Source organism: Thermosulfurimonas dismutans (genome assembly GCF_001652585.1).
GTDB lineage: Bacteria > Desulfobacterota > Thermodesulfobacteria > Thermodesulfobacteriales > Thermodesulfobacteriaceae > Thermosulfurimonas > Thermosulfurimonas dismutans.
In genome coordinates, this window is sequence record NZ_LWLG01000002.1 from 40,410 (window position 1) to 58,429 (window position 18,020).

Annotated in this window: 17 protein-coding genes and 1 tRNA gene; 6 read left to right on the forward strand and 12 right to left on the reverse strand. The window is 52.9% G+C overall.

Going from position 1 to position 18,020, the window contains the following annotated elements:
• Window positions 1–33: 33 nt before the first annotated feature.
• Entirely contained in the window at window positions 34–2,424 is a 2,391-nt protein-coding gene (lon, locus tag TDIS_RS02295) for an endopeptidase La (protein WP_068668904.1), read from the reverse strand.
• Window positions 2,421–2,723, reverse strand: a complete 303-nt coding sequence (locus tag TDIS_RS02300; RefSeq protein WP_068668906.1) for a DUF2250 domain-containing protein — start codon at window positions 2,721–2,723, stop codon at window positions 2,421–2,423. The genes lon and TDIS_RS02300 overlap by 4 nt, the downstream gene beginning before the upstream one ends.
• An 81-nt stretch (window positions 2,724–2,804) precedes the next feature.
• Here TDIS_RS02300 and TDIS_RS02305 point away from each other — a divergent pair, with 81 nt between their 5' ends.
• Genes TDIS_RS02305 through TDIS_RS02315 form a run of 3 tightly spaced genes read left to right on the forward strand, consistent with a single transcriptional unit; the run spans window position 2,805 to window position 5,009 of the window.
• Window positions 2,805–3,197 carry a Rho termination factor N-terminal domain-containing protein gene (locus tag TDIS_RS02305; RefSeq protein ID WP_244147464.1) on the forward strand — a complete coding sequence of 131 codons (393 nt, stop codon included), beginning with the start codon at window positions 2,805–2,807 and terminating at the stop codon, window positions 3,195–3,197.
• Window positions 3,198–3,201: 4 nt separating this feature from the next.
• A complete protein-coding gene (locus tag TDIS_RS02310) occupies window positions 3,202–4,095 on the forward strand; it encodes a phosphoribosylaminoimidazolesuccinocarboxamide synthase (RefSeq protein ID WP_068668908.1) in 894 nt (297 codons plus the stop codon).
• On the forward strand, window positions 4,095–5,009 hold the full coding sequence (locus TDIS_RS02315; RefSeq protein ID WP_068668911.1) for a ParB/RepB/Spo0J family partition protein: 915 nt from the start codon (window positions 4,095–4,097) through the stop codon (window positions 5,007–5,009). The genes TDIS_RS02310 and TDIS_RS02315 overlap by 1 nt, the downstream gene beginning before the upstream one ends.
• Here the strand turns inward: TDIS_RS02315 and holA are convergent.
• A complete protein-coding gene (gene holA, locus TDIS_RS02320; RefSeq protein ID WP_068668913.1) occupies window positions 4,936–6,057 on the reverse strand; it encodes a DNA polymerase III subunit delta in 1,122 nt (373 codons plus the stop codon). The genes TDIS_RS02315 and holA overlap by 74 nt on opposite strands.
• Window positions 6,058–6,122: 65 nt before the next feature.
• On the opposite strand from holA, the gene TDIS_RS02325 reads away from it, so the two are divergent.
• The gene (locus TDIS_RS02325; RefSeq protein WP_068668915.1) at window positions 6,123–6,464 is read left to right on the forward strand and encodes a DsrE family protein; all 342 of its coding nucleotides are present in this window, start codon (window positions 6,123–6,125) and stop codon (window positions 6,462–6,464) included.
• 17 nt (window positions 6,465–6,481) lie between these two features.
• Entirely contained in the window at window positions 6,482–7,645 is a 1,164-nt protein-coding gene (locus TDIS_RS02330; protein ID WP_068668917.1) for a P-loop NTPase, read from the forward strand.
• A 1-nt stretch (window position 7,646) separates the two neighbouring features.
• Here TDIS_RS02330 and TDIS_RS02335 read toward each other — a convergent pair whose 3' ends face one another.
• From TDIS_RS02335 to hcp, 9 genes are all read right to left on the reverse strand, one after another.
• Window positions 7,647–8,807 carry a class I SAM-dependent rRNA methyltransferase gene (locus TDIS_RS02335; RefSeq protein WP_084270910.1) on the reverse strand — a complete coding sequence of 387 codons (1,161 nt, stop codon included), beginning with the start codon at window positions 8,805–8,807 and terminating at the stop codon, window positions 7,647–7,649.
• Window positions 8,788–10,092: a cytochrome c3 family protein gene (locus tag TDIS_RS02340; protein WP_068668919.1), complete on the reverse strand. Its 1,305-nt coding sequence runs from the start codon at window positions 10,090–10,092 to the stop codon at window positions 8,788–8,790. The genes TDIS_RS02335 and TDIS_RS02340 overlap by 20 nt, the downstream gene beginning before the upstream one ends.
• A 63-nt stretch (window positions 10,093–10,155) precedes the next feature.
• Window positions 10,156–10,452, reverse strand: a complete 297-nt coding sequence (locus tag TDIS_RS02345) for a hypothetical protein (protein ID WP_068668921.1) — start codon at window positions 10,450–10,452, stop codon at window positions 10,156–10,158.
• Window positions 10,440–11,552 (reverse strand): SPL family radical SAM protein, encoded by a 1,113-nt coding sequence (locus TDIS_RS02350; protein WP_244147465.1) that lies wholly within the window; start codon window positions 11,550–11,552, stop codon window positions 10,440–10,442. The genes TDIS_RS02345 and TDIS_RS02350 overlap by 13 nt, the downstream gene beginning before the upstream one ends.
• A complete protein-coding gene (locus TDIS_RS02355; protein ID WP_068668925.1) occupies window positions 11,549–12,574 on the reverse strand; it encodes an aspartate-semialdehyde dehydrogenase in 1,026 nt (341 codons plus the stop codon). The genes TDIS_RS02350 and TDIS_RS02355 overlap by 4 nt, the downstream gene beginning before the upstream one ends.
• Before the next feature lie 4 nt (window positions 12,575–12,578).
• The gene (locus tag TDIS_RS02360; protein WP_068668927.1) at window positions 12,579–14,333 is read right to left on the reverse strand and encodes an AMP-dependent synthetase/ligase; all 1,755 of its coding nucleotides are present in this window, start codon (window positions 14,331–14,333) and stop codon (window positions 12,579–12,581) included.
• A 5-nt stretch (window positions 14,334–14,338) separates the two neighbouring features.
• Window positions 14,339–15,580, reverse strand: coding sequence for an OmpP1/FadL family transporter (locus tag TDIS_RS02365; RefSeq protein ID WP_068668929.1), 1,242 nt, complete (start codon window positions 15,578–15,580; stop codon window positions 14,339–14,341).
• 136 nt (window positions 15,581–15,716) lie between these two features.
• Window positions 15,717–15,803, reverse strand: a tRNA-Leu gene (locus TDIS_RS02370).
• 84 nt (window positions 15,804–15,887) lie between these two features.
• The gene (gene hcp / locus TDIS_RS02375) at window positions 15,888–17,501 is read right to left on the reverse strand and encodes a hydroxylamine reductase (protein WP_068668931.1); all 1,614 of its coding nucleotides are present in this window, start codon (window positions 17,499–17,501) and stop codon (window positions 15,888–15,890) included.
• Window positions 17,502–17,629: 128 nt separating this feature from the next.
• Here hcp and TDIS_RS02380 point away from each other — a divergent pair, with 128 nt between their 5' ends.
• The gene (locus TDIS_RS02380) at window positions 17,630–18,019 is read left to right on the forward strand and encodes a hypothetical protein (protein WP_068668933.1); all 390 of its coding nucleotides are present in this window, start codon (window positions 17,630–17,632) and stop codon (window positions 18,017–18,019) included.
• The last annotated feature ends 1 nt before the right edge of the window (window position 18,020 follow it).

The following is an 18,020-nucleotide window of genomic DNA, read 5'->3' on the forward strand; positions in this document are numbered from 1 at the left end:
TATGAGGCCAGAAAGAGGAACCAAGGCCCGAAGCTAGCTCCTCTTCTGGCCTCTCCGCTTCTTGACCAGAGCTATCTCCAGGACTTCGTCCAAGTGTTTGACCGGCACGAATTCCAGTTTCCGGCGAAGCTCTGCCGGTATGTCCTCGAGGTCCTTTAGGTTCTTTTCCGGAAGGAGGACCTTTTTTATCCCTTTACGTAAGGCCGCAAGGGCCTTTTCTTTGATACCGCCCACCGGGAGAATCTTTCCCCTGAGGGTGATCTCTCCGGTCATGGCCACTTCCTTGGAGACCGGACGTTTGGCCAAGGCCGAAATCATGGCCACCGCCATAGTTACCCCGGCACTCGGCCCGTCCTTGGGAATGGCCCCGGAAGGAATGTGGATATGAAGATCGTACTTTTCATAAAATCTTACTGGAATTTTTAGTTCCCTAGCTTTGGTTCGGATATAGGATAGAGCCGCCTGGGCGCTTTCCTTCATGATATCACCGAGCTGGCCGGTTAGGATCAAGTTGCCCTTCCCCTCCATCACGGTGACCTCGATGTAGAGGACCTCACCGCCGTAAGGGGTCCAGGCCAGGCCAGTAGCCACCCCGATCTCGTCCTCTTCTTGCGAAAGCTCCTCCACGTATTCCGGAGGGCCGAGATACTTGTGGAGATTACCCGCGGTTATGCGGAAAGGTCCCTTTTCCCCCTCGGCAAGCTTGCGGGCTACCTTGCGACAGAGGGCCGCGAGCTTCCTATCGAGCTCCCGCACCCCAGCCTCGGCCGTGTACTCTGCAATGACTTTAAAAATCACCTGATCGGAAAGATGCAGATCCTTCTCGGAAAGACCATGCTCCTTAAGCTGGCGCGGGAGGAGATACCTACGGGCGATCATCAGTTTGTCTTCCGGGGTGTAACCTGAAAGATAGATCACTTCCATACGATCCAGAAGGGCCGGAGGAAGGGGATCGGTCATGTTAGCGGTGGCAATAAACATGACCTTGGAAAGATCAAAGGGGACTCCCAAGTAGTGATCCACAAATTCCCGGTTCTGTTCCGGATCGAGAACTTCAAGGAGGGCCGCGGCCGGGTCCCCCTGAAAGTCCGAGCAGAGCTTGTCCACCTCGTCTATCATGAAGACCGGATTATTGACCCCGGCCTGCTTCAGTCCTTGGATGATCCGGCCCGGGAGGGCTCCCACATAAGTCCGCCTATGCCCCCGGATCTCGGCCTCGTCCCGGACGCCACCTAGGGAGACCCGCACAAATTTGCGCCCCAGGGCCCGGGCGATGGAGCGCCCAAGACTTGTCTTTCCTACTCCCGGAGGACCTACAAAACAAAGGATAGGGCCCTTGGCCTTGGGATTGAGTTTCTTGACCGCAAGATATTCAAGCAGCCTCTCCTTAACCTTATCGAGATCATAATGATCTTCGTCTAGAATCTCTTTGGCCCTTTTGAGGTCAAGCTTATCCTTGGTACTCTTGCGCCAGGGGAGTTCGATGAGCCAGTCAAGATAGTTCCGGATAACCGTGGCCTCCGCCGTATCCGGATGCATCATTTCAAGGCGGGAAAGTTGCTTTAGGGCCTCCTTCTCCACCTCCTTGGGCATTCGGGCCTTCTGGATCTTTTCTCGCAACTCCTCGATCTCGGCCTCGAGCTCGTCGGTCTCCCCAAGCTCCCGTTTGATGGCCCGCAGTTGTTCCCGAAGGAAATACTCCCGCTGAGAACGAGCCATTTCTTCCTGGGCTTCGCTCTGGATCTTGGCCTGTAGGGTAGCTACTTCAAGTTCGCGATGAAGATAACGGGCTATCTTCTGTAGTCGTTCGAGGCCGTCGTAAGTTTCAAGAAGTTCCTGAGCCTCCGAGACCTTAAAGCGTACGTGCGCAGCTACCAGATCCGCTAGTCTTCCGGGTTCATCTACGGAACTGAACATGGCCGAAAGATCCGGATTAAGCAACCCCCTCAGGGCCAGGACTTTTTCCGCAGTCTCTCGCACGTTTCTAAGAAGGGCCTCGGCCTCCACGGAGAGATGTTCGGGCTCCTTCTCCTTTACCGGAAGAACTCGGGCCTTGAAGAAAGGTTGGAGTTGCAGGAACTCCTTGACCTCCACCCGAGCCAAAACCTGAACCAAGACCTTGAGACGATCTTCCGGGAGCTTGAAGGTCCGGATAATCAGCCCTACGACCCCCACTTTAAAAAGGGCTTCCGGTGCGGGGTCTTCCTCGGCAGGGTCTTTCTGGGTAACAAGAGTTAGGAGTTTTTCCCCAGCCAGGGCCTCGGAAACGGCCTCAAGACTCTTCTCTCGCCCCACGAAAAGGGGGATGACCATCCCAGGAAAAAGTACGATGTCCCTTATGGCCATGAGAGGAAGAATTTCGGGGACCTCGATGCTTTCTCCTTCCATCAGTTCGGAAGTGGAAAAGGAAACTTCTTCGATCATGAATGCCCTCCGCGGTCTTCGAAAAGGGTTTGCCTTAGGTAAAGCCTAGCCTCTCGGGTAAGTTCGTAATAAGTATGGTTCATGTGTTTAGGACGTCTAAGCCCTTTCTTTTTCAGGAATCTCCCCTTGACCCGTTCGAGGAAACCCAGATTTTCCAATCTTCTTAATCTTTGCATGGTCTCTTCCAAATCAAGGCGCAAACGCCGGGAAAGAAACTTAGCACAATCAGGGGCCAGGGCATAGAGATCCCGCAAGATTAACCAGTCCTTCTCTTCAAGAATGCCCCAAGGAAGCGCCATTTTTAGAATTTTATCCGGGTTTTGGCTCTTGAAGAAGACCTAAAAACCGTTTATGTTTTCCAAAAAATTTTCGGGAGGGGAATGATGGCCGAAGAGGTAAAGGAGGAGGTCCAGGAAGAGACGCAGGCTCAGGCCGAAGCTGGTGATGGAGGACTTCCACCGCTTCCCAAAAAGCTGGAAAAGATGACCATTAAGGAGTTACGGGAGATTGCCCTTCAGATCCCGGAAATTTCCGGGGTCCACGGCATGAACAAAGAGGAATTGATTTCGGCCTTAAAGAAGGTCTATGGCATTGAAGAGGCCCCGCGAAAGGTTGGCGGCTCCATGCGGGAACTCAAGGCCAAGATCAAAAAGTTTAAGGAGCTTGCGGAAAAGGCCAAGGCCGAAGGGGACCAGGAGCGTTACGAACGCTATCGGAAGCTAGCTTCTCGTTTCAAAAAGCGCACTCGGAAACTGGCCAGAGCGAGGGCTTAGAACCATGAGTACTGCACTCTTCAAAACCGACTTTGAGAACTTAAAGCTCCTTTCTCGGGGGAAGGTTCGGGACATTTACGACCTTGGAGACAAACTCCTCATTGTAGCCACGGACCGGATCTCGGCCTTTGATGTGGTTCTGCCCACGCCCATTCCGGACAAAGGCCGTATCCTCACCCAGATGTCCCTTTTCTGGTTCGACTTCCTGAAAGAGGTCGTCCCCCATCACTTGATTTCCGCCGAGCCTTCGGAATATCCCGAAGAAACCCAACCTTACCGAGACATCCTTTCCGGAAGGAGCATGCTGGTCAAAAAGGCCCGGGTCCTTCCGGTGGAATGTATCGTACGGGGTTACATAACGGGCTCGGCCATGAAGGAGTATCGGGAAAAGGGAACTGTGTGTGGAATAAAACTCCCTTCCGGGCTCAGGGAAGCGGATCGTCTTCCGGAACCTATTTTCACTCCTTCCACCAAGGCCGAACAGGGGGAACACGACGTAAACATCACCTTTGAAGAATGCGTGCGCCTTATCGGGGAAGAGACCGCAGAAAAGGTGAAAGAGATCTCGCTTGCCCTCTACCGTAAAGCCGCAGAATACGCTGAAAGCCGGGGAATCATCATTGCGGACACCAAATTCGAGTTCGGTTTGATAGACGGTGAGCTCATCCTGGTGGATGAAGTGCTCACCCCGGACTCCTCCCGTTTCTGGCCCAAGGAGGAGTATGAACCCGGACGCCCGCAAAAGAGTTTCGACAAGCAGTTCATAAGGGACTGGCTCAAAGAAATCGGCTGGGACAAGAGACCTCCTGCCCCTCAAATTCCTCCCGAAATCGTAGAAAAGACTAGAGAGAGATATCTTGAGGCCTTGAAAAGGCTTACTGGAAAGAGCCTTTTCTGATGTCCCTCTCCCGGATCAAGCTCGATGAGATCGAGTTCTCCGAAAGACCCTTCGTCTTTTCCCTCCCCAAAAGAGATAACCTACTTCTTGAAAGCATAAGAAGATACGGCATCATCGAGCCTCCGGTGGTACTGGAGAACCGGGAGGGCCTGCTTCCGATATGTGGCGAAGGTCGCCTGCTCTCCGCGAAAACCTTGGGAATGACTACCATAGAGGTTCTCATACTCCGTGAACTAGCCCCCCTTGAAGCCCTCCATCTTTCGCTGGAGAGCAACCTTTTCCGGGGACTCAATCTGGCCGAGAAGGCCGAGGTCGTATCTCGCTTTGAACGTTACCTACCTCCGGAAGAGGTAAGTCGGAAGATATTTCCCCGTCTGGGTATTCCGGAGAATCCACGCTGGTATTTTTTTCTAAAGCGGCTCTCCGAGAGTCCAGAGGAAATCAAGTTGGCGGTGGCAAAAGAAACCTTGAACCCCAAAGTAGCCGAAACCCTGACCAAGTTCCCTTCGGAAAGACAACTCTTTTTCCTGGCGCTCTTTCAGCGTTTCCGTTTCACTTTTTCGGAACAGAGGGAAGTCCTTATCGGTCTCCTTGATCTCTCCAAAAGGTATGACCTTGAAATAGAGGAAGTAGTGGCCCGGGAATTTTCGGAAATGGCAGATCGAAAAGGATTCCTCAAAAAGTTGAGAAGACTTCTCAAACCTCAAGTCCATCGTTTCGAAGAAGATCTTTTAAGAACCCAAAAAGTCCTTTTAAAGAAAGGCATCCACTTTGAAGCTACCCAAGCTTATGAAAAAGACCGCTTTAAGATAAGCTTCGATTTCAAGACTCGTGAAGAACTTATCCAAAAGATTCGAGCACTTGAGGACTTTTCTGAAACATACCCCTCCTTTGAAGCTCAAAGACCCGAATAAAGAACTCATAGAAGGCCCGATACGGATCGCGAAAGTCCTTCTTAAGTGCCAAATCAAGTTCCCAGAGATAATAAAATAGTTTTGGAAAGGTCTCGGACGAAAACTTCCGAAGGTGTCTTTTTAATCGGAAAACGGCATAAGGATGGAGTTTGGTCAGTACTGCGGGCGGCCTTTCCGGCCAAACCTCTTTAAGCAAATTCTCATAGGCAGACTTAAAAGCATCGAAACGATTGATCCTCAAAAGTTCCGGTTTGGAACTCAAGAGGTAGTGAAGGAGCCAGAGACGCTTGAAAAAGGTGGTTAAGGCCTTAAGCACCCTTGCCGGGACCTCTCCGCCTTCAAGGAGTCTCCGAAGTATTCCCCAGGCAACCTCAGGCCCCTTCTCCATAAGAACATCTCCGAGAAGAAAGAGAGCAGCCTCTTCATCCGGAGAGACCACGGCTTCCACGTCATCCCGGGTGATGATCTCCCGATCTCCAGTGTAAAGGATAAGCTTTTCCAATTCGTTCCGGAAACGGGCATAATCTTCGCCTAGAAGAGAAAGGAAGTATTCCGCCACCTCTCTATCCATCTTTTTGCCGGCTTCGGAAAGAAGATGGGGCAAGTCTGAGAGAAACCGGGCCTGGCCTTTTTGAAGGTTGAGGGGCACTACTACGCCCTTTTCAAGGGCGTAGCGATAAAGTTCGTCCTCCTCGGGATAGGTTTCGGCCAGCAGGCAAAGGGACCGCGATCCCGGAGCCAGGCTTTTGAGTATGCGAGAAACGATATCCTTCTTTCCGGCCAGCCGTTCTCCATGTTTCACCAAGACCACCTTTAGAGGTCCAAAGAGAGCGGCCTCCGAAAGAAGAGCCATGAGGTCCTCGAAAGAGGCTTCCTGGAGGTCGAAACTCTCATAGAGGGCCCCCTTTTCTACCAGTACCGAGACAATCTTGCTAGCCTTAGCATAGGCCTCTTCCGGATCTCCTACGAAGAGGTAGAGCGGAGCCACGCGTCCCTTGCGAGCAAGATCTACCAGACGTTTGAGATGTTGAGAGGGAAAAACCGGCATGCTGGATAATTCTAACATCTGTGGTAAACTTTCGGAACTAGAAAAGGGCCTAAAGGAGGTGCAATATGGCGGACTGGAAACTGGTTTTACACGTTCCGGAGTCAGGGAGATTCGAGGTGGCCTTAAAAGTAGCTCGCAACTTTATCAAGGCCATGAGCGGAGAGAATTTCTCAGTACGTATTCTGGTAAACGCCGAGGGAATAACCATCCTCAAACGTTTTAGTGAGGTAGAAGACCTCTATCGTGAAGCCGTAAAGGACGGCGTGACGGTTTATTTCTGTGAAAACGCCATGCGAGCTTTTGACGTGGACCCGGCGCTGGTTCCCGAAAACGGAAAGACCGTTCCCGCGGGCATCAGGGTCCTGGTAGAGTGGCAGAATGAAGGCTATCGGTACGTGCGAGCTTAAAACTCGGGGAGGGAAATATGGCCATTGGACAGGAAAAGAACATTCTTCTCGACCAGCAGGAAAAGAAGGTCCGGGAGCAACTTTCTCGCATCCAGCACAAGATCATCGTGATGTCCGGCAAAGGCGGAGTGGGCAAGAGCACGGTCTCGGTGAACTTGGCCGTAGGACTCTCCCTTCAGGACTTCATGGTAGGTCTTCTAGACGTAGATCTACACGGTCCAAACATTCCCAAAATGCTGGGAGTAAGACGGGAACGTTTGCCCCGGAGGCCGGACGGCCGTCTGGGGGCCATAAGTTACTCCCCTAACCTCAAGTTCCTTTCCATTGAACCTTTGCTTCCCAAAGAAGATGCGGCCGTCATCTGGCGAGGGCCACTCAAGATATCGGCCATCAAACAGTTCATCGGCGATATTGACTGGGGCAAATTGGATTACCTTATAATAGACGCCCCTCCGGGAACCGGAGACGAGCCCCTTACGGTAGCCAAGACCATTCCCGACGCTTATGCTATAGTGGTAACCACCCCTCAGGAAGTATCTCTCATCGACGTCCAGAAGTCCATCAACTTCTGTCGCAAGGTCAAGATGCGTATACTGGGTCTGGTAGAAAATATGAGCGGTTTCATCTGCCCGCACTGCGGGAAAGAACTGGACATCTTCAAGCGGGGCGGAGGCGAAAGATTGGCCGAGGAGATGGGCATTCGCTTCCTGGGACGAATTCCGGTCGATCCCCGAGTGGTGGCAGCCGGAGACGCTGGAAAACCTGCGATTGCGGCCTATCCCGAATCCATCACAGCCCAGGCCTTCGAAGAACTGGTGCGCAATGTGGTGGCCGCCACGGAGGAAATGTGGCGCGAAGTCGAAGAAGGTCGCTACATGCGGGTAGCGGTTCCGGTATCAGGAACGAACCTGGCCAAGGATCCGCTCGCAACCGATCTCTTTGCCGTTTACGACATCGAAGCTGGCAAGGTCCGGGTAAAGGACGTGGTAAGGCGTCCGGAAGATCAAGATCTTGAGGCCTTCCTCAAGGAGCAGGTGGCCACCCATCTTTTGGCCTTAGATCTATCACCGGAATGGAAAGAAAGGCTTGAGACCGCCCGCATACGCGTGGTTCTAGGAGGCGCCCCGGATATGGGACCGGACACTTTGGTGCAAGACTTCCTTTCCGGCATTCTAAAATAGATTAACGCTCCTCCACCCAAAAGGTGAAACCTTTGAGATACAGGGTTTCGGGGTGGGCCGGATTTTCAGGATGATCCGGGGCCTGGAAATGACGAAACAGAAGACGTAAATTCTTATTTTTGGCTGCAGATCTTACTATGCGATAGAGGTCATCGGCCGTAAGAAATTGTGAACATGAGGAGGTAAAAAAGAACCCTCTCGACAGGGTTCTGATAGCCATACGGTTAACTTCCCGATACTTCTTACGACCAGCCTCAAGAGCGCGGTAGCTCTTGATAAAGGCTGGGGGGTCAAGGATTATTACGCTGGCGTCAGGGGCGTCTCGCAGGAATTCTTCCACTCTGGCCTTAATCGGGAAAAGCCGATCCCAGAAGCCGTTTAGCCGGGCCATCTCCTCGGCCAGCTCAAGGGCCTTCTCCGACCGATCCACGGCAAAGACCCTTCTGGCTCCTCCGGAAAGGGCATAGAGACCAAAGGCCCCGGTGTAGGAAAAGAGATCCAACACCACGGCCTCCTGGGAGAGCTTCTTTATTACCCTCCGGTTTTCCCTCTGATCCAGGAAAAAACCTGTCTTCTGTCCATCCAGAGGATCTACCAGAAACCGCAGGCCATCCATCTGAATCTCAACGGGCCCGGAAAGATTTCCAAAAGGCACCTCTACGTAAAGCTCCAGGTCCTCTTCCCGCCTTACCGGAAGATCGTTTTTAAAAACCACCGTGGAAGGTGAAAGAAGCTCCCTCAACGCCGCCACGATCTCTTCTTTCACCCTCTCCATCCCGGCGGTTGAGATCTGGATCACAGCCACTCGTCCATAGATATCCACCGTAAGGCCCGGAAGGCCGTCCCCTTCCGCATGCACCAGACGGAAGGCCTCTTCCTTGGGATAAAGCTTTCGACGCAATTCAAGGGCTTGCCTGAAGACCTTTAGCAGAAAAGGCCGTCCGAGAGGTTCATCTTCCCTGGAAAAGATTCTTACCGGGATCCGGCTTTCGGGATGGAAGTATCCCCGGGCTAGGAAATATCCCTCCGGAGAGACGAGCCTTACTTCCGTTCCAGGGGTCTCCTCCGGCCACACGGCAAGATCCGGCCTCTCAAGCCAGAGTCTTCCCGAAAGGAAGGTCTTCAGGCCTTTTTCCGTAAGTTTAAGGCTTGTGATCTTCACGTAAGCGAATCTTCTTCAGGATTTCAAAGCTACGGAAGGTGTCCCCAGGCCCAATGGTATGGGGACTCACGGGCAATTCCACCGGACCTTTGGGATGCCAGTCATCCACCGGCACCTCTCCATCGGCCTTAACATAAGAGAGGTGGATATCAAGTATCGGCCGCATGAGACTCAACCGCCCCCGAGAGTCGAAGCCCAAAACTACTTCCTCGAAACTCCGGCGTTTAAGGGTCAGGAACCAGACCCCCGCACGACTTTGGCCAGAGATTGTGTCCTTCATCTTGGGCACAGGGGTCTTCCCCTGAAAATAAGTCAAAAAGAGGTCTTCCACCTCAGCATCTTCTTGCACGAAGAATTCCGACCACTCCTCCCAGTCAGGATCTTCGTAAAGGGTAAGGTAAAGACCTTCGTCCCTTGCCATCCAGACCGCATGGCAGACACTACACCTCACCCTTCCAAGAACTTCCCGGGTGTGAAAGGGTTTCCGGCCGAGGATTTTTTCATGACAGGAAAGGCAATCTTTTCTCGTACGGCCTTCCATGAGTTCTTCTTTTCCGTGGCAGTCCACACAGCCCATCCCCTTTTGGGCGTGCACATCTGGAGTCATCTCGTGAAACTCAATGCCCCAGGGCCTGGCCGGAAGATCGCCCTCCACCAGAGGGGTACGGAAGGCATAGGGAAGATCATGAGCGAAAAAGCCGTAATAGTCCCAGCCCACCCGATTTCCGTAATGGCAGTGCAGACAGTTGCGAGGAGAAGGTTTCCCAAAGCGGTGATCTACAAGCTCCCCTCCGGCATAGGGTAAATGGCAAGCCGCACAGCCCGTCCCCCGCCTGGCCTCGGGATAGTCCTCTCCCTCGTAAAATAGATGGCACTTGAGACAACGGCGCCGCATAAGATCGTAGAGAAGATCGCTTTTGGTCTTGATCCGATCAGGTTCAGGTATCTCGATAAAGTCTTTTACCTGTGGAAGACCGAAGGCCATAAGGACGTTGTTAACCACCCCGGAGAGGGTGTAGTGCCGGGAATGTTCCAGAGAGGCGATTTCCTGCCCATGGCACTTTCCGCAGGCCGCCATCCAGTTTGAGGGATGGGCCGGCTTGGAAACCAGCCCCTGGTGAGCGGTCTCTTTTCGGGAAGCTTTATCGTTCCCAGAGTGACAACGGACGCAAGGAAAAGAATGGGCCGTATCCAGTTTTACCGGATGACATTTGATACACCCGGAGGAAGCCCAACCCAAACCCCCGGTTTGTAGAACAAAAAAGATCAGCACCAGAAGCCACATAGTAACTAATCATACCTCAAAATCTATGAGTTGCCTTCTCTCTCTCGGACGTATAAAGTGAATTTATGGAAGCCATCTTTCCCGGATATGAAGGGAAAATTCTGCCCGGTCCTTTCTCGGTAGAGGAATATCTGCGTCTAAAAGTTTTTTATTTATACGCAAATTCCAAGCCTCAAGGAGTACCTGATCCTCTCCCAAGATCGGCCTGAAGTTCTGGTCTATCGCCGATCTCGCGACTGGGATGAGGAGCTTTATACGGATCTTGAAGACCGAGTGCGGTTGGAATGTCTGAATACGGGAATCAAGCTCTCCGAGCTTTACGCCAACCTTCCTCCGGCTGAAGAGGGCTAAAGCCCGCAAACCCTACGAGCAGCCTCATCGAGCATCCGCGGAAGCCCCCCCAGCTCCTGTGGTGTGAAACCGAAGGCCTCCTGCCAGACCTCCGGGCTTTCCATGCAGAGATATACACACACCTCGGAGGAGAAATCCCTTATCCTTTGATAGAGGGCTCGATACGCGGCCACCCTTAGGGGACGAAAATAACGACTCTTGCCATCGAGTCCGGTCACAAATTCACCGGCATAGATCCTGGTCTTCGGGAAACGCTCCTCGGCGATTTCCTTGAGTTCCTTTATGTATCTCAAGGTCCCCAGACTTATCCAGACGATCCTTTCCGCCGGCACGGCCTCAAAGATGGCCTCCACCACTTCGAGATAGGCCTCGATCGTCTCTGGGAAGAGCACAATGGGATCGAAATGGAAGGCCACCGCAAAACCGAGCTCCGCGGCCTTCTGGGCGGACCGAAGACGCTCCTCAAGCCTGGCGGCCCCGATCTCCTCTTCCTCGGTCATCCTTCTGGTATTTACCGACCAGGCAAAGACGACTTTGGAAGTGCGAGGGAGATTGGCTAGCCATTCATCGGCAGGAGCCACTTTGGTCTTAAGTTCGAGGACTGCCGGAGGATCCTCTTCCACCCAGAAACGTACGAGTTTTTCGGCCACCCCACAATAAGGCTCAAGGGCTAAGCTGTCCGCAAACTCCCCGGTGCCTATCCGGAGGATTCGACCAGAAGCCCTGGCAGAACCGAAGGCTTCCCTAAGCTCTGGAAGTCCATCCTCAAAAAGATTGGCCCAGAGTTTAAGTCCGGGACGATTGAGGTAGGCCTGCAGGATGCAGTAGGAACAGTCCAGCGGGCAACCTTCCCCGAAGTGAAAAATCAGGTAACCGCAGCAGAGATAAGCCGTGGTCCCCGGACAGGCACGGAAAAACTTGCCCGCATAGCGCAAAATGAAAAGCCTATTTTTCCCCCAGGATAGAAGCTCCGGCCAGGGTTTAAAGGGAAAGGGATAATCCTTATAGGAAGGGATGACTTCTACCGGTAAGCCTTTGGCCCGGGAGAGGACCTCCCGGGTGAGCTCGTAACCGAGGGCCCCCTCCTCTACGAAAATTTCCGAGATCACAGATATTCCTGGGCCAGGATTTCGGCAATCTGTACGGCGTTGGTGGCCGCCCCCTTGCGCAGGTTGTCCGCCACGATCCAGAGGTTGAGACCACTCTCGATAGACTCGTCCTCCCGAATGCGCCCCACGAAGACCTCATCTCTTCCGGCCACCTGGATCTGCAGAGGATAGGCCTTGTTCTCGGGATCGTCTACGACCACCACCCCCGGAAAGTTTGAAAGAAGCTCCCGAGCCTTCTCCGGCGTGATCTTCTTTTCGGTCTCGATGTTCACGGCCTCGGCATGCCCGAAAAAGACCGGCACCCGCACCGTGGTGGCCGTAACCCTTATATTCTCGTCCTCCATGATTTTTTTGGTTTCATTTACCATCTTCATCTCTTCCTTGGTGTAGCCGTTATCAAGGAAGACATCTATGTGGGGCAGACAGTTGAAGGCGATCTGGTGAGGAAAGGCCTTGGGCTCAGGAAGAGTCTCCCCGGCGCACCAGGCCCTGACCTGGGCGGTGAGCTCGTCTATGGCCTTCTGTCCGGCCCCGGAGACCGCCTGATAGGTGGAAACCACGATACGCTTGATGCGACCATAGTCATGGAGGGGTTTTAGCGGCACCACCATTTGAATGGTAGAACAGTTGGGGTTGGCGATGATACCCTTGTTCTTGTAGCCGGCTACGGCATGCGGATTGACCTCCGGAACCACCAGCGGCACTTCGGGATCCATGCGCCAGGCACTGGAGTTATCCACCACCACCGCTCCGTCCGCGGCAAAACGGGGGGCATACTCCAGGCTGCGGCTTCCACCGGCCGAAAAAAGGGCGATGTCAATCCCCTTGAAATTCGGGGTCTCAGAGAGGACTTCCACCGGGATCTCTTCCCCCCGAAACTTCAGTTTTTGCCCCCGAGATCTCTCCGAGGCAAAGAGCCTAAGGTTTTTCACCGGGAAGTTTCTTTCCTCTAGGACCCGAATCATCATCCGGCCCACGGCTCCCGTGGCCCCCACCACCGCGACGTTGAATTCCTTGGCCATCGTCCTACCTCCTTTCCCGTTTCTCGAAATCGGATATAAGTCTTGGGATGACAAGGTGTCTTTTGATCTTGCGGGTTGAGGTCTTGGGCAGTTCCTCATCCTGAATGATGAATTTTTTGACCCTTTTGTAATCCGCAAGCCGGTTCATCCGAGAACGAACCTCCCGGGCGATAAGCCTTTCCACATCGGCCTCGCTAAGGCGTTTTCCGTGAAACTCCCGCTCAATGGTCTCATAGTCCGGCACGATCACCGCCCAGACCTCTTCTCCTCCGTTTTTCGGAAAACCAAAAACCATACTTTCAAGGATGTAGGGACTCTTGTCAAGCTCGGCCTCCACCTCCTCGGGATAAACGTTTTTGCCCGCCGGGGTCACAATCAGATTTTTCGCCCGACCGCAGATGTGGACATAGCCCTCAGCATCAATATATCCCAGATCCCCCGTCTGCAAAAAACCCTCCTCATCAAAGGTAGCTCTAGTGGCCTCTGGGTTCTCGTAATAGCCCTTCATGATCATGGGACCGTAGAAACAGAGCTCCCCTACGCCTTCCTCGTTCGGATTCCGGATCTTGACCTCCACCCCTGGAAGAGGAAGCCCCACACTTTCATCCTTGGGGGCCTCCGGAGGGTTCACCGTAAGCACCGGACTGGCCTCCGTAAGGCCATAGCCCTGAAGGAGCTTCAATCCCAATCTGCGAAAGGCCTTCGGAAGATGCGGAGGAAGCGGGGCTCCCCCGGAAACGAAAAAGCGGATATTTCCGAGCCCAGCTTTCTCCCTGAGGCTGCGAAAAAGAAGCTTTCCGGCTTCTTCCTCCCGTCCGAACCTTTCCGAAGCCCGCACCATACGCATAAGAGAACGAAACAGGGCCTTTTTCAGTAAAGGGGCCTTGGCGATGGCCCTCTCAAGACCTTCATACATCTTTTGAAAAAGCAGAGGAACCCCTAGCATGACCGTGGCCTGGCAGGCCTTCAGATCCGCCAGGATATCCCGAGATTTTAAACTTCGCGCAAAGGTAATGTGGCAGCCGGCATAAAGGGGAAGGAGAAACCCGGCCGTACACTCGAAAGTGTGATGCATGGGAAGCACCGAAAGGAACCGATCCCGATGATCGAAGGGCAGGCTCTGATAGCAGGCTGCCACATCGGAGATGATATTCCGGTGGGTCAACATGACCCCTTTGGCCTTGCCGGTAGTTCCGGAGGTGTAAATGATGGCGGCTACCTCCTCCAGCTTCGGAAAGCGCAGTTCTTTGGGATGTTTCCGGCCTTTTTCCATCACCTCCGGTAGGAAGGTAACCTTTTTGGGATAATCGCCGGAAACTTTTTCAAAAAGGATGATCTTTTTGAAAATTCCGAGTTCCTCGTCTATCTCGAGCACGGTCTCAAGGAACTTCGGAGCCACGAAAATGAACTTGACCCCGGCCTCCTCGAAGATGTGGCGGAACTCGAAGCCTTTGAGAAGGGAATCCGTGGGCACACAGATTCCCCCGGCCGAAAGAATCGAGAGATAGGCCAGGGCCCATTCCGGGGAATTCGGCCCCAAAATAGCACAACGGTCACCCCGAGAAAGCCCAAGGGCCATTAGGCCCGAGGAAAGCCACCTCACCCGATGCCCTAGCTCGTCGTAGGTCAAATGTTGATAGGCCCCGTCCCGAAAGACCGAAAGTGCCGGACGGGGCCCGTAATCCTTCACAGATTTGAAAAAGACCTCCGGTATGGAGGCAATACCCCGGTGTTCCCGAAAGACTTTAAGCGTCCGCATCGTCCCTAGAACCTGTAGCTCAGGTCGAAGGCCACGATGTGGGCCTCGCCCTCATAAGTACCACGGAGATAGGAGGTCTCCTCTCCGGGATGGGAGTCCTCCATGGTAAGATAAGTGTAAGCGAAGTTCACCCCCAAGTTCCCTTTCCGGTAGCCCATACCGAAGTTAAAAAGCTGCCGGTCGTCGGTGGGAAGCTCGGCCCCGCGGGTGTCGTCGTCAATGGGCGAGGGATCATAGACGTAGCCGAAGCGGAGAGTCCAGGTGTCGCTCAGGGCATACTCCACCCCGAACCGCACCGCCAGCACGTCGTCCCAGTCTTTGGGCTGGATTATGGAACCTGGTTTAGCAGGAAATTCCCCGGGTTCATATTCGTATTTGAATTTGAGTTGGTCATAGGTGCTCCAACCGCTCCATAAAAGATCAAAGCTTAAAGTCAAACGGGGAATGACGCGGGTGGTGATCCCCACCGAAAGGGTATCCGGAAGGTCAAGCAGCACTTCTCCATCGCCATTAATGAAAAGGCTGGAAGCAGGAAGAGGACCTAAGAAAATACCCTCTGTATTGTAGTATTTAGCGTCTCCTTCAAGATGTAAATTTATTTGCGAACGATAAATAATTCCTATCGCAGTGTCTTCACGAATTTTATAAGTGAGAGAAACCAACCAACCCGCAGCCCAATCATCTCCGGTGAGTTTGGTTTTAATTGGTGTCCCAGGAACGAGGTATTTCCTCAATTCCGCATCTGCGTAAACCACCTGGGCCCCAAAACCAAAAGAAAGGCGATCCGTCAGCTTTACCGCTATCGAAGGCGTGAAAAAATAACAACGTAGGCTAGTATAGACCGCCTCGTAGCGCCCCTCCCAGTCGCCGTCCCAGTCAGTAGTAAGCCCGTAGGGGACGTTGAAGGAAAAGTTCAGGGTAAACCGGTCGTTCAAGGGATATGCGGCGTAAAGGAAAGGCAGGGGATGCACCATGTCGGTCATCTCGTAGTCTCGCCCGCTGTCGCTCTCAAACTCCACGGAGGGCATGACCAGAGCCAGACCAGTCATGACCTCCGGGTCCTTAAAGAAGGCCGTAGCCGAGGGGTTATACCAGACGGCCTCTACCATATCGGTCCTACCGGTCACCGCCGCCCCAAGCCCCATCACCCGGGCTGACCCCTCGTTAAAAAGTTGAAAACCTGCCGCCCAGAGACTTCCCGTACAACTTATCCAAAGCATTAGTAGAATCATAAGACGTTTACGCATAACCAAACCTCCTCCCTTGAAATCCTATCCCAGATACCCGAAAAACTGAGAAAAGACAAGAGTTTAGAGAGGAGAGAGGATTAACTTGGAAAGTTTATAAAGAGAGGAACTATTTTAGAGAATGGTGCTTTAGAGATGGTGCCGAGGGCGGGACTCGAACCCGCACGGGCTTACGCCCACTGCCCCCTCAAGACAGCGTGTCTACCAATTCCACCACCTCGGCGTTACTAATTACATAAACCGAGAGCCGTGGCTCGTCAAGAGTATAAAAATTGGGGGGCCGGAATCCTTCCGGCCCCCAACGAACTTAACCCAAGATGGCCTTGAGGTCTTCTTCGGGAGTAGAGATAGGCGCGAGGTTGTACTTTTCGGCCAAGAAGTTCAAAACGTTTGGGGTTAGAAAAGCCGGCACACTAGGGCCGAGCTTGATGTTCTTAATTCCAAGGTAAAGGAGCGTCAGCAGGATGGCCACGGCCTTCTGCTCGTACCAGGAAATGATAAGAGAAAGAGGCAATTGGTTTACGTCTACGTTGAAGGCCTTAGCCAGGGCCAGCGCAATCTGCACGGCACTGTAAGCGTCATTACACTGGCCGATATCAAGGAGCCGCGGGATGCCACCGATGTCTCCCAGATCCTTGTCAAAGAAACGGAACTTACCGCAGGCAAGCGTGAGCACCACACAGTCCTTAGGGACCTTCTCCACGAACTCGGTGTAGTAGTTCCGTACAGGCTTGGCTCCATCACAACCACCCACTAGGAAGAAGTGCCGGATGGCCCCGCTCTTTACGGCTTCGACAATCTTGTCCGCCACGGAAAGAACGGCATTGCGAGCGAAACCGGTCATAACCTCTTTTCCGGTCAGATCCTCGGTGAAGCCAGGCATCTTTTGGGCCATCTCAATTACTGGAGAAAAATCCTCGTTCGGTATGTGCTTTACCCCCGGAAAACCTACCGGCCCAAGGGTAAAGACCCGGTCCTTGTAGCTCTCCTTAGGCGGCATGAGACAATTAGTGGTCATAACAATAGGACCAGGGAACTCCGCAAACTCCTTTTGTTGGTTCTGCCAGGCGGTCCCGTAGTGACCATAAAGATGCTTGAACTTCTTGAGCTCAGGATATCCGTGAGCCGGAAGCATCTCACCGTGGGTGTAAACATAGATGCCCTTGCCCTCGGTCTGCTTGAGAAGCTCATAGAGGTCTTTGAGATCGTGTCCGGAAACCAGAATGGCCTTTCCGGCCTTATGGCCCAAGGGCACCTTGGTGGGCACGGGATGACCAAAGGTTTCGGTGTTTCCGGCATCAAGAAGCTCCATCACGCGCAAATTGATCTTTCCGGCCTCAAGAGCCATATTTACCCAATCTTCAAGGGTAAGATCGTCACGGTAAAGTTTGACCAAGGCCTCTTTCATATAGCGGTAAACCTCGTCGTCCTCCTTTCCGAGCCTGGCCGAATGATAGGCATAGGCCGCAATCCCCTTCAAGGCATAAAGGACAGTAAGCTTAAGGGAAAAAATGTCGGCATCTTTGGCCTTCTCAGGCTTGAGCTCCACCTCTTCTCCCTGTTTGACTAAATCCTCTATGGTTTCCGCGGGTTCAAACCGGGCAACTTCGGAAACATCCGAAAGTCCGGCCTCACTTTTGATGTTCTCCCGCAGCTCTACCGTCCGCCGGATGTAGTCCGCAATCCTTTCGGGATCAAAGTTCACATTCGTGAGAGTAGAAAAAAGGGCCTCGCAGATAAAGTGATCCACCTCTGGCTTTTTAACCCCTTTGTCCTCAGCCTTAAGAGCCACTTCCGAAAGGCCTACTAGGGCGTGCACCAGAAGGTCCTGGAGCTCATCCACTTCGTGGGATTTGCCACACACCCCTATCTTGGTGCAAGCTACCCCTTTGGCCGTCTGTTCACACTGATTACAAAACATACCTTACACCTCCTTATTTGGATTTTTTAAGTCTACAATATAGATAAACCACCTCCCCCCATTTAGCCTTGACCCAGGTCAAAAAGAAATCTTATACTTAAGCTAAGTCCTTTGAGGGGGTTTGGCAAATGAAAAAATATTTACCGATAATGGCCTTATTGGGCCTTTTGATATTCTTTTCCCCTGTCAAGGCCGAGGTCCTGAGCGTGGAGGAAAAGGAGATCTATGCGCTTTATATCGTGCCGGCTCCCAAGACCTTCCCCACTGAACTAGGATATATCATAACCAACTTCGGTCCCGGCAACATCAATTTCCTTGAGAGGATTGACATTATAGTAGATCGGGAAGGTCGCGTTCAGGGGCTCAAGATCGTTTATACCCCGCCAGACGGCTTCAAGCGTCACGTCTTTCTTGCCGGAAACAGATCTCTTGTGGTCCAGGAGGCTCGACCGGGCTCCCTCAAAAAGAAGATCCTTTTTCGGGTGGTCACCAGCGACGAAGTAAATAAACTAGAATAAA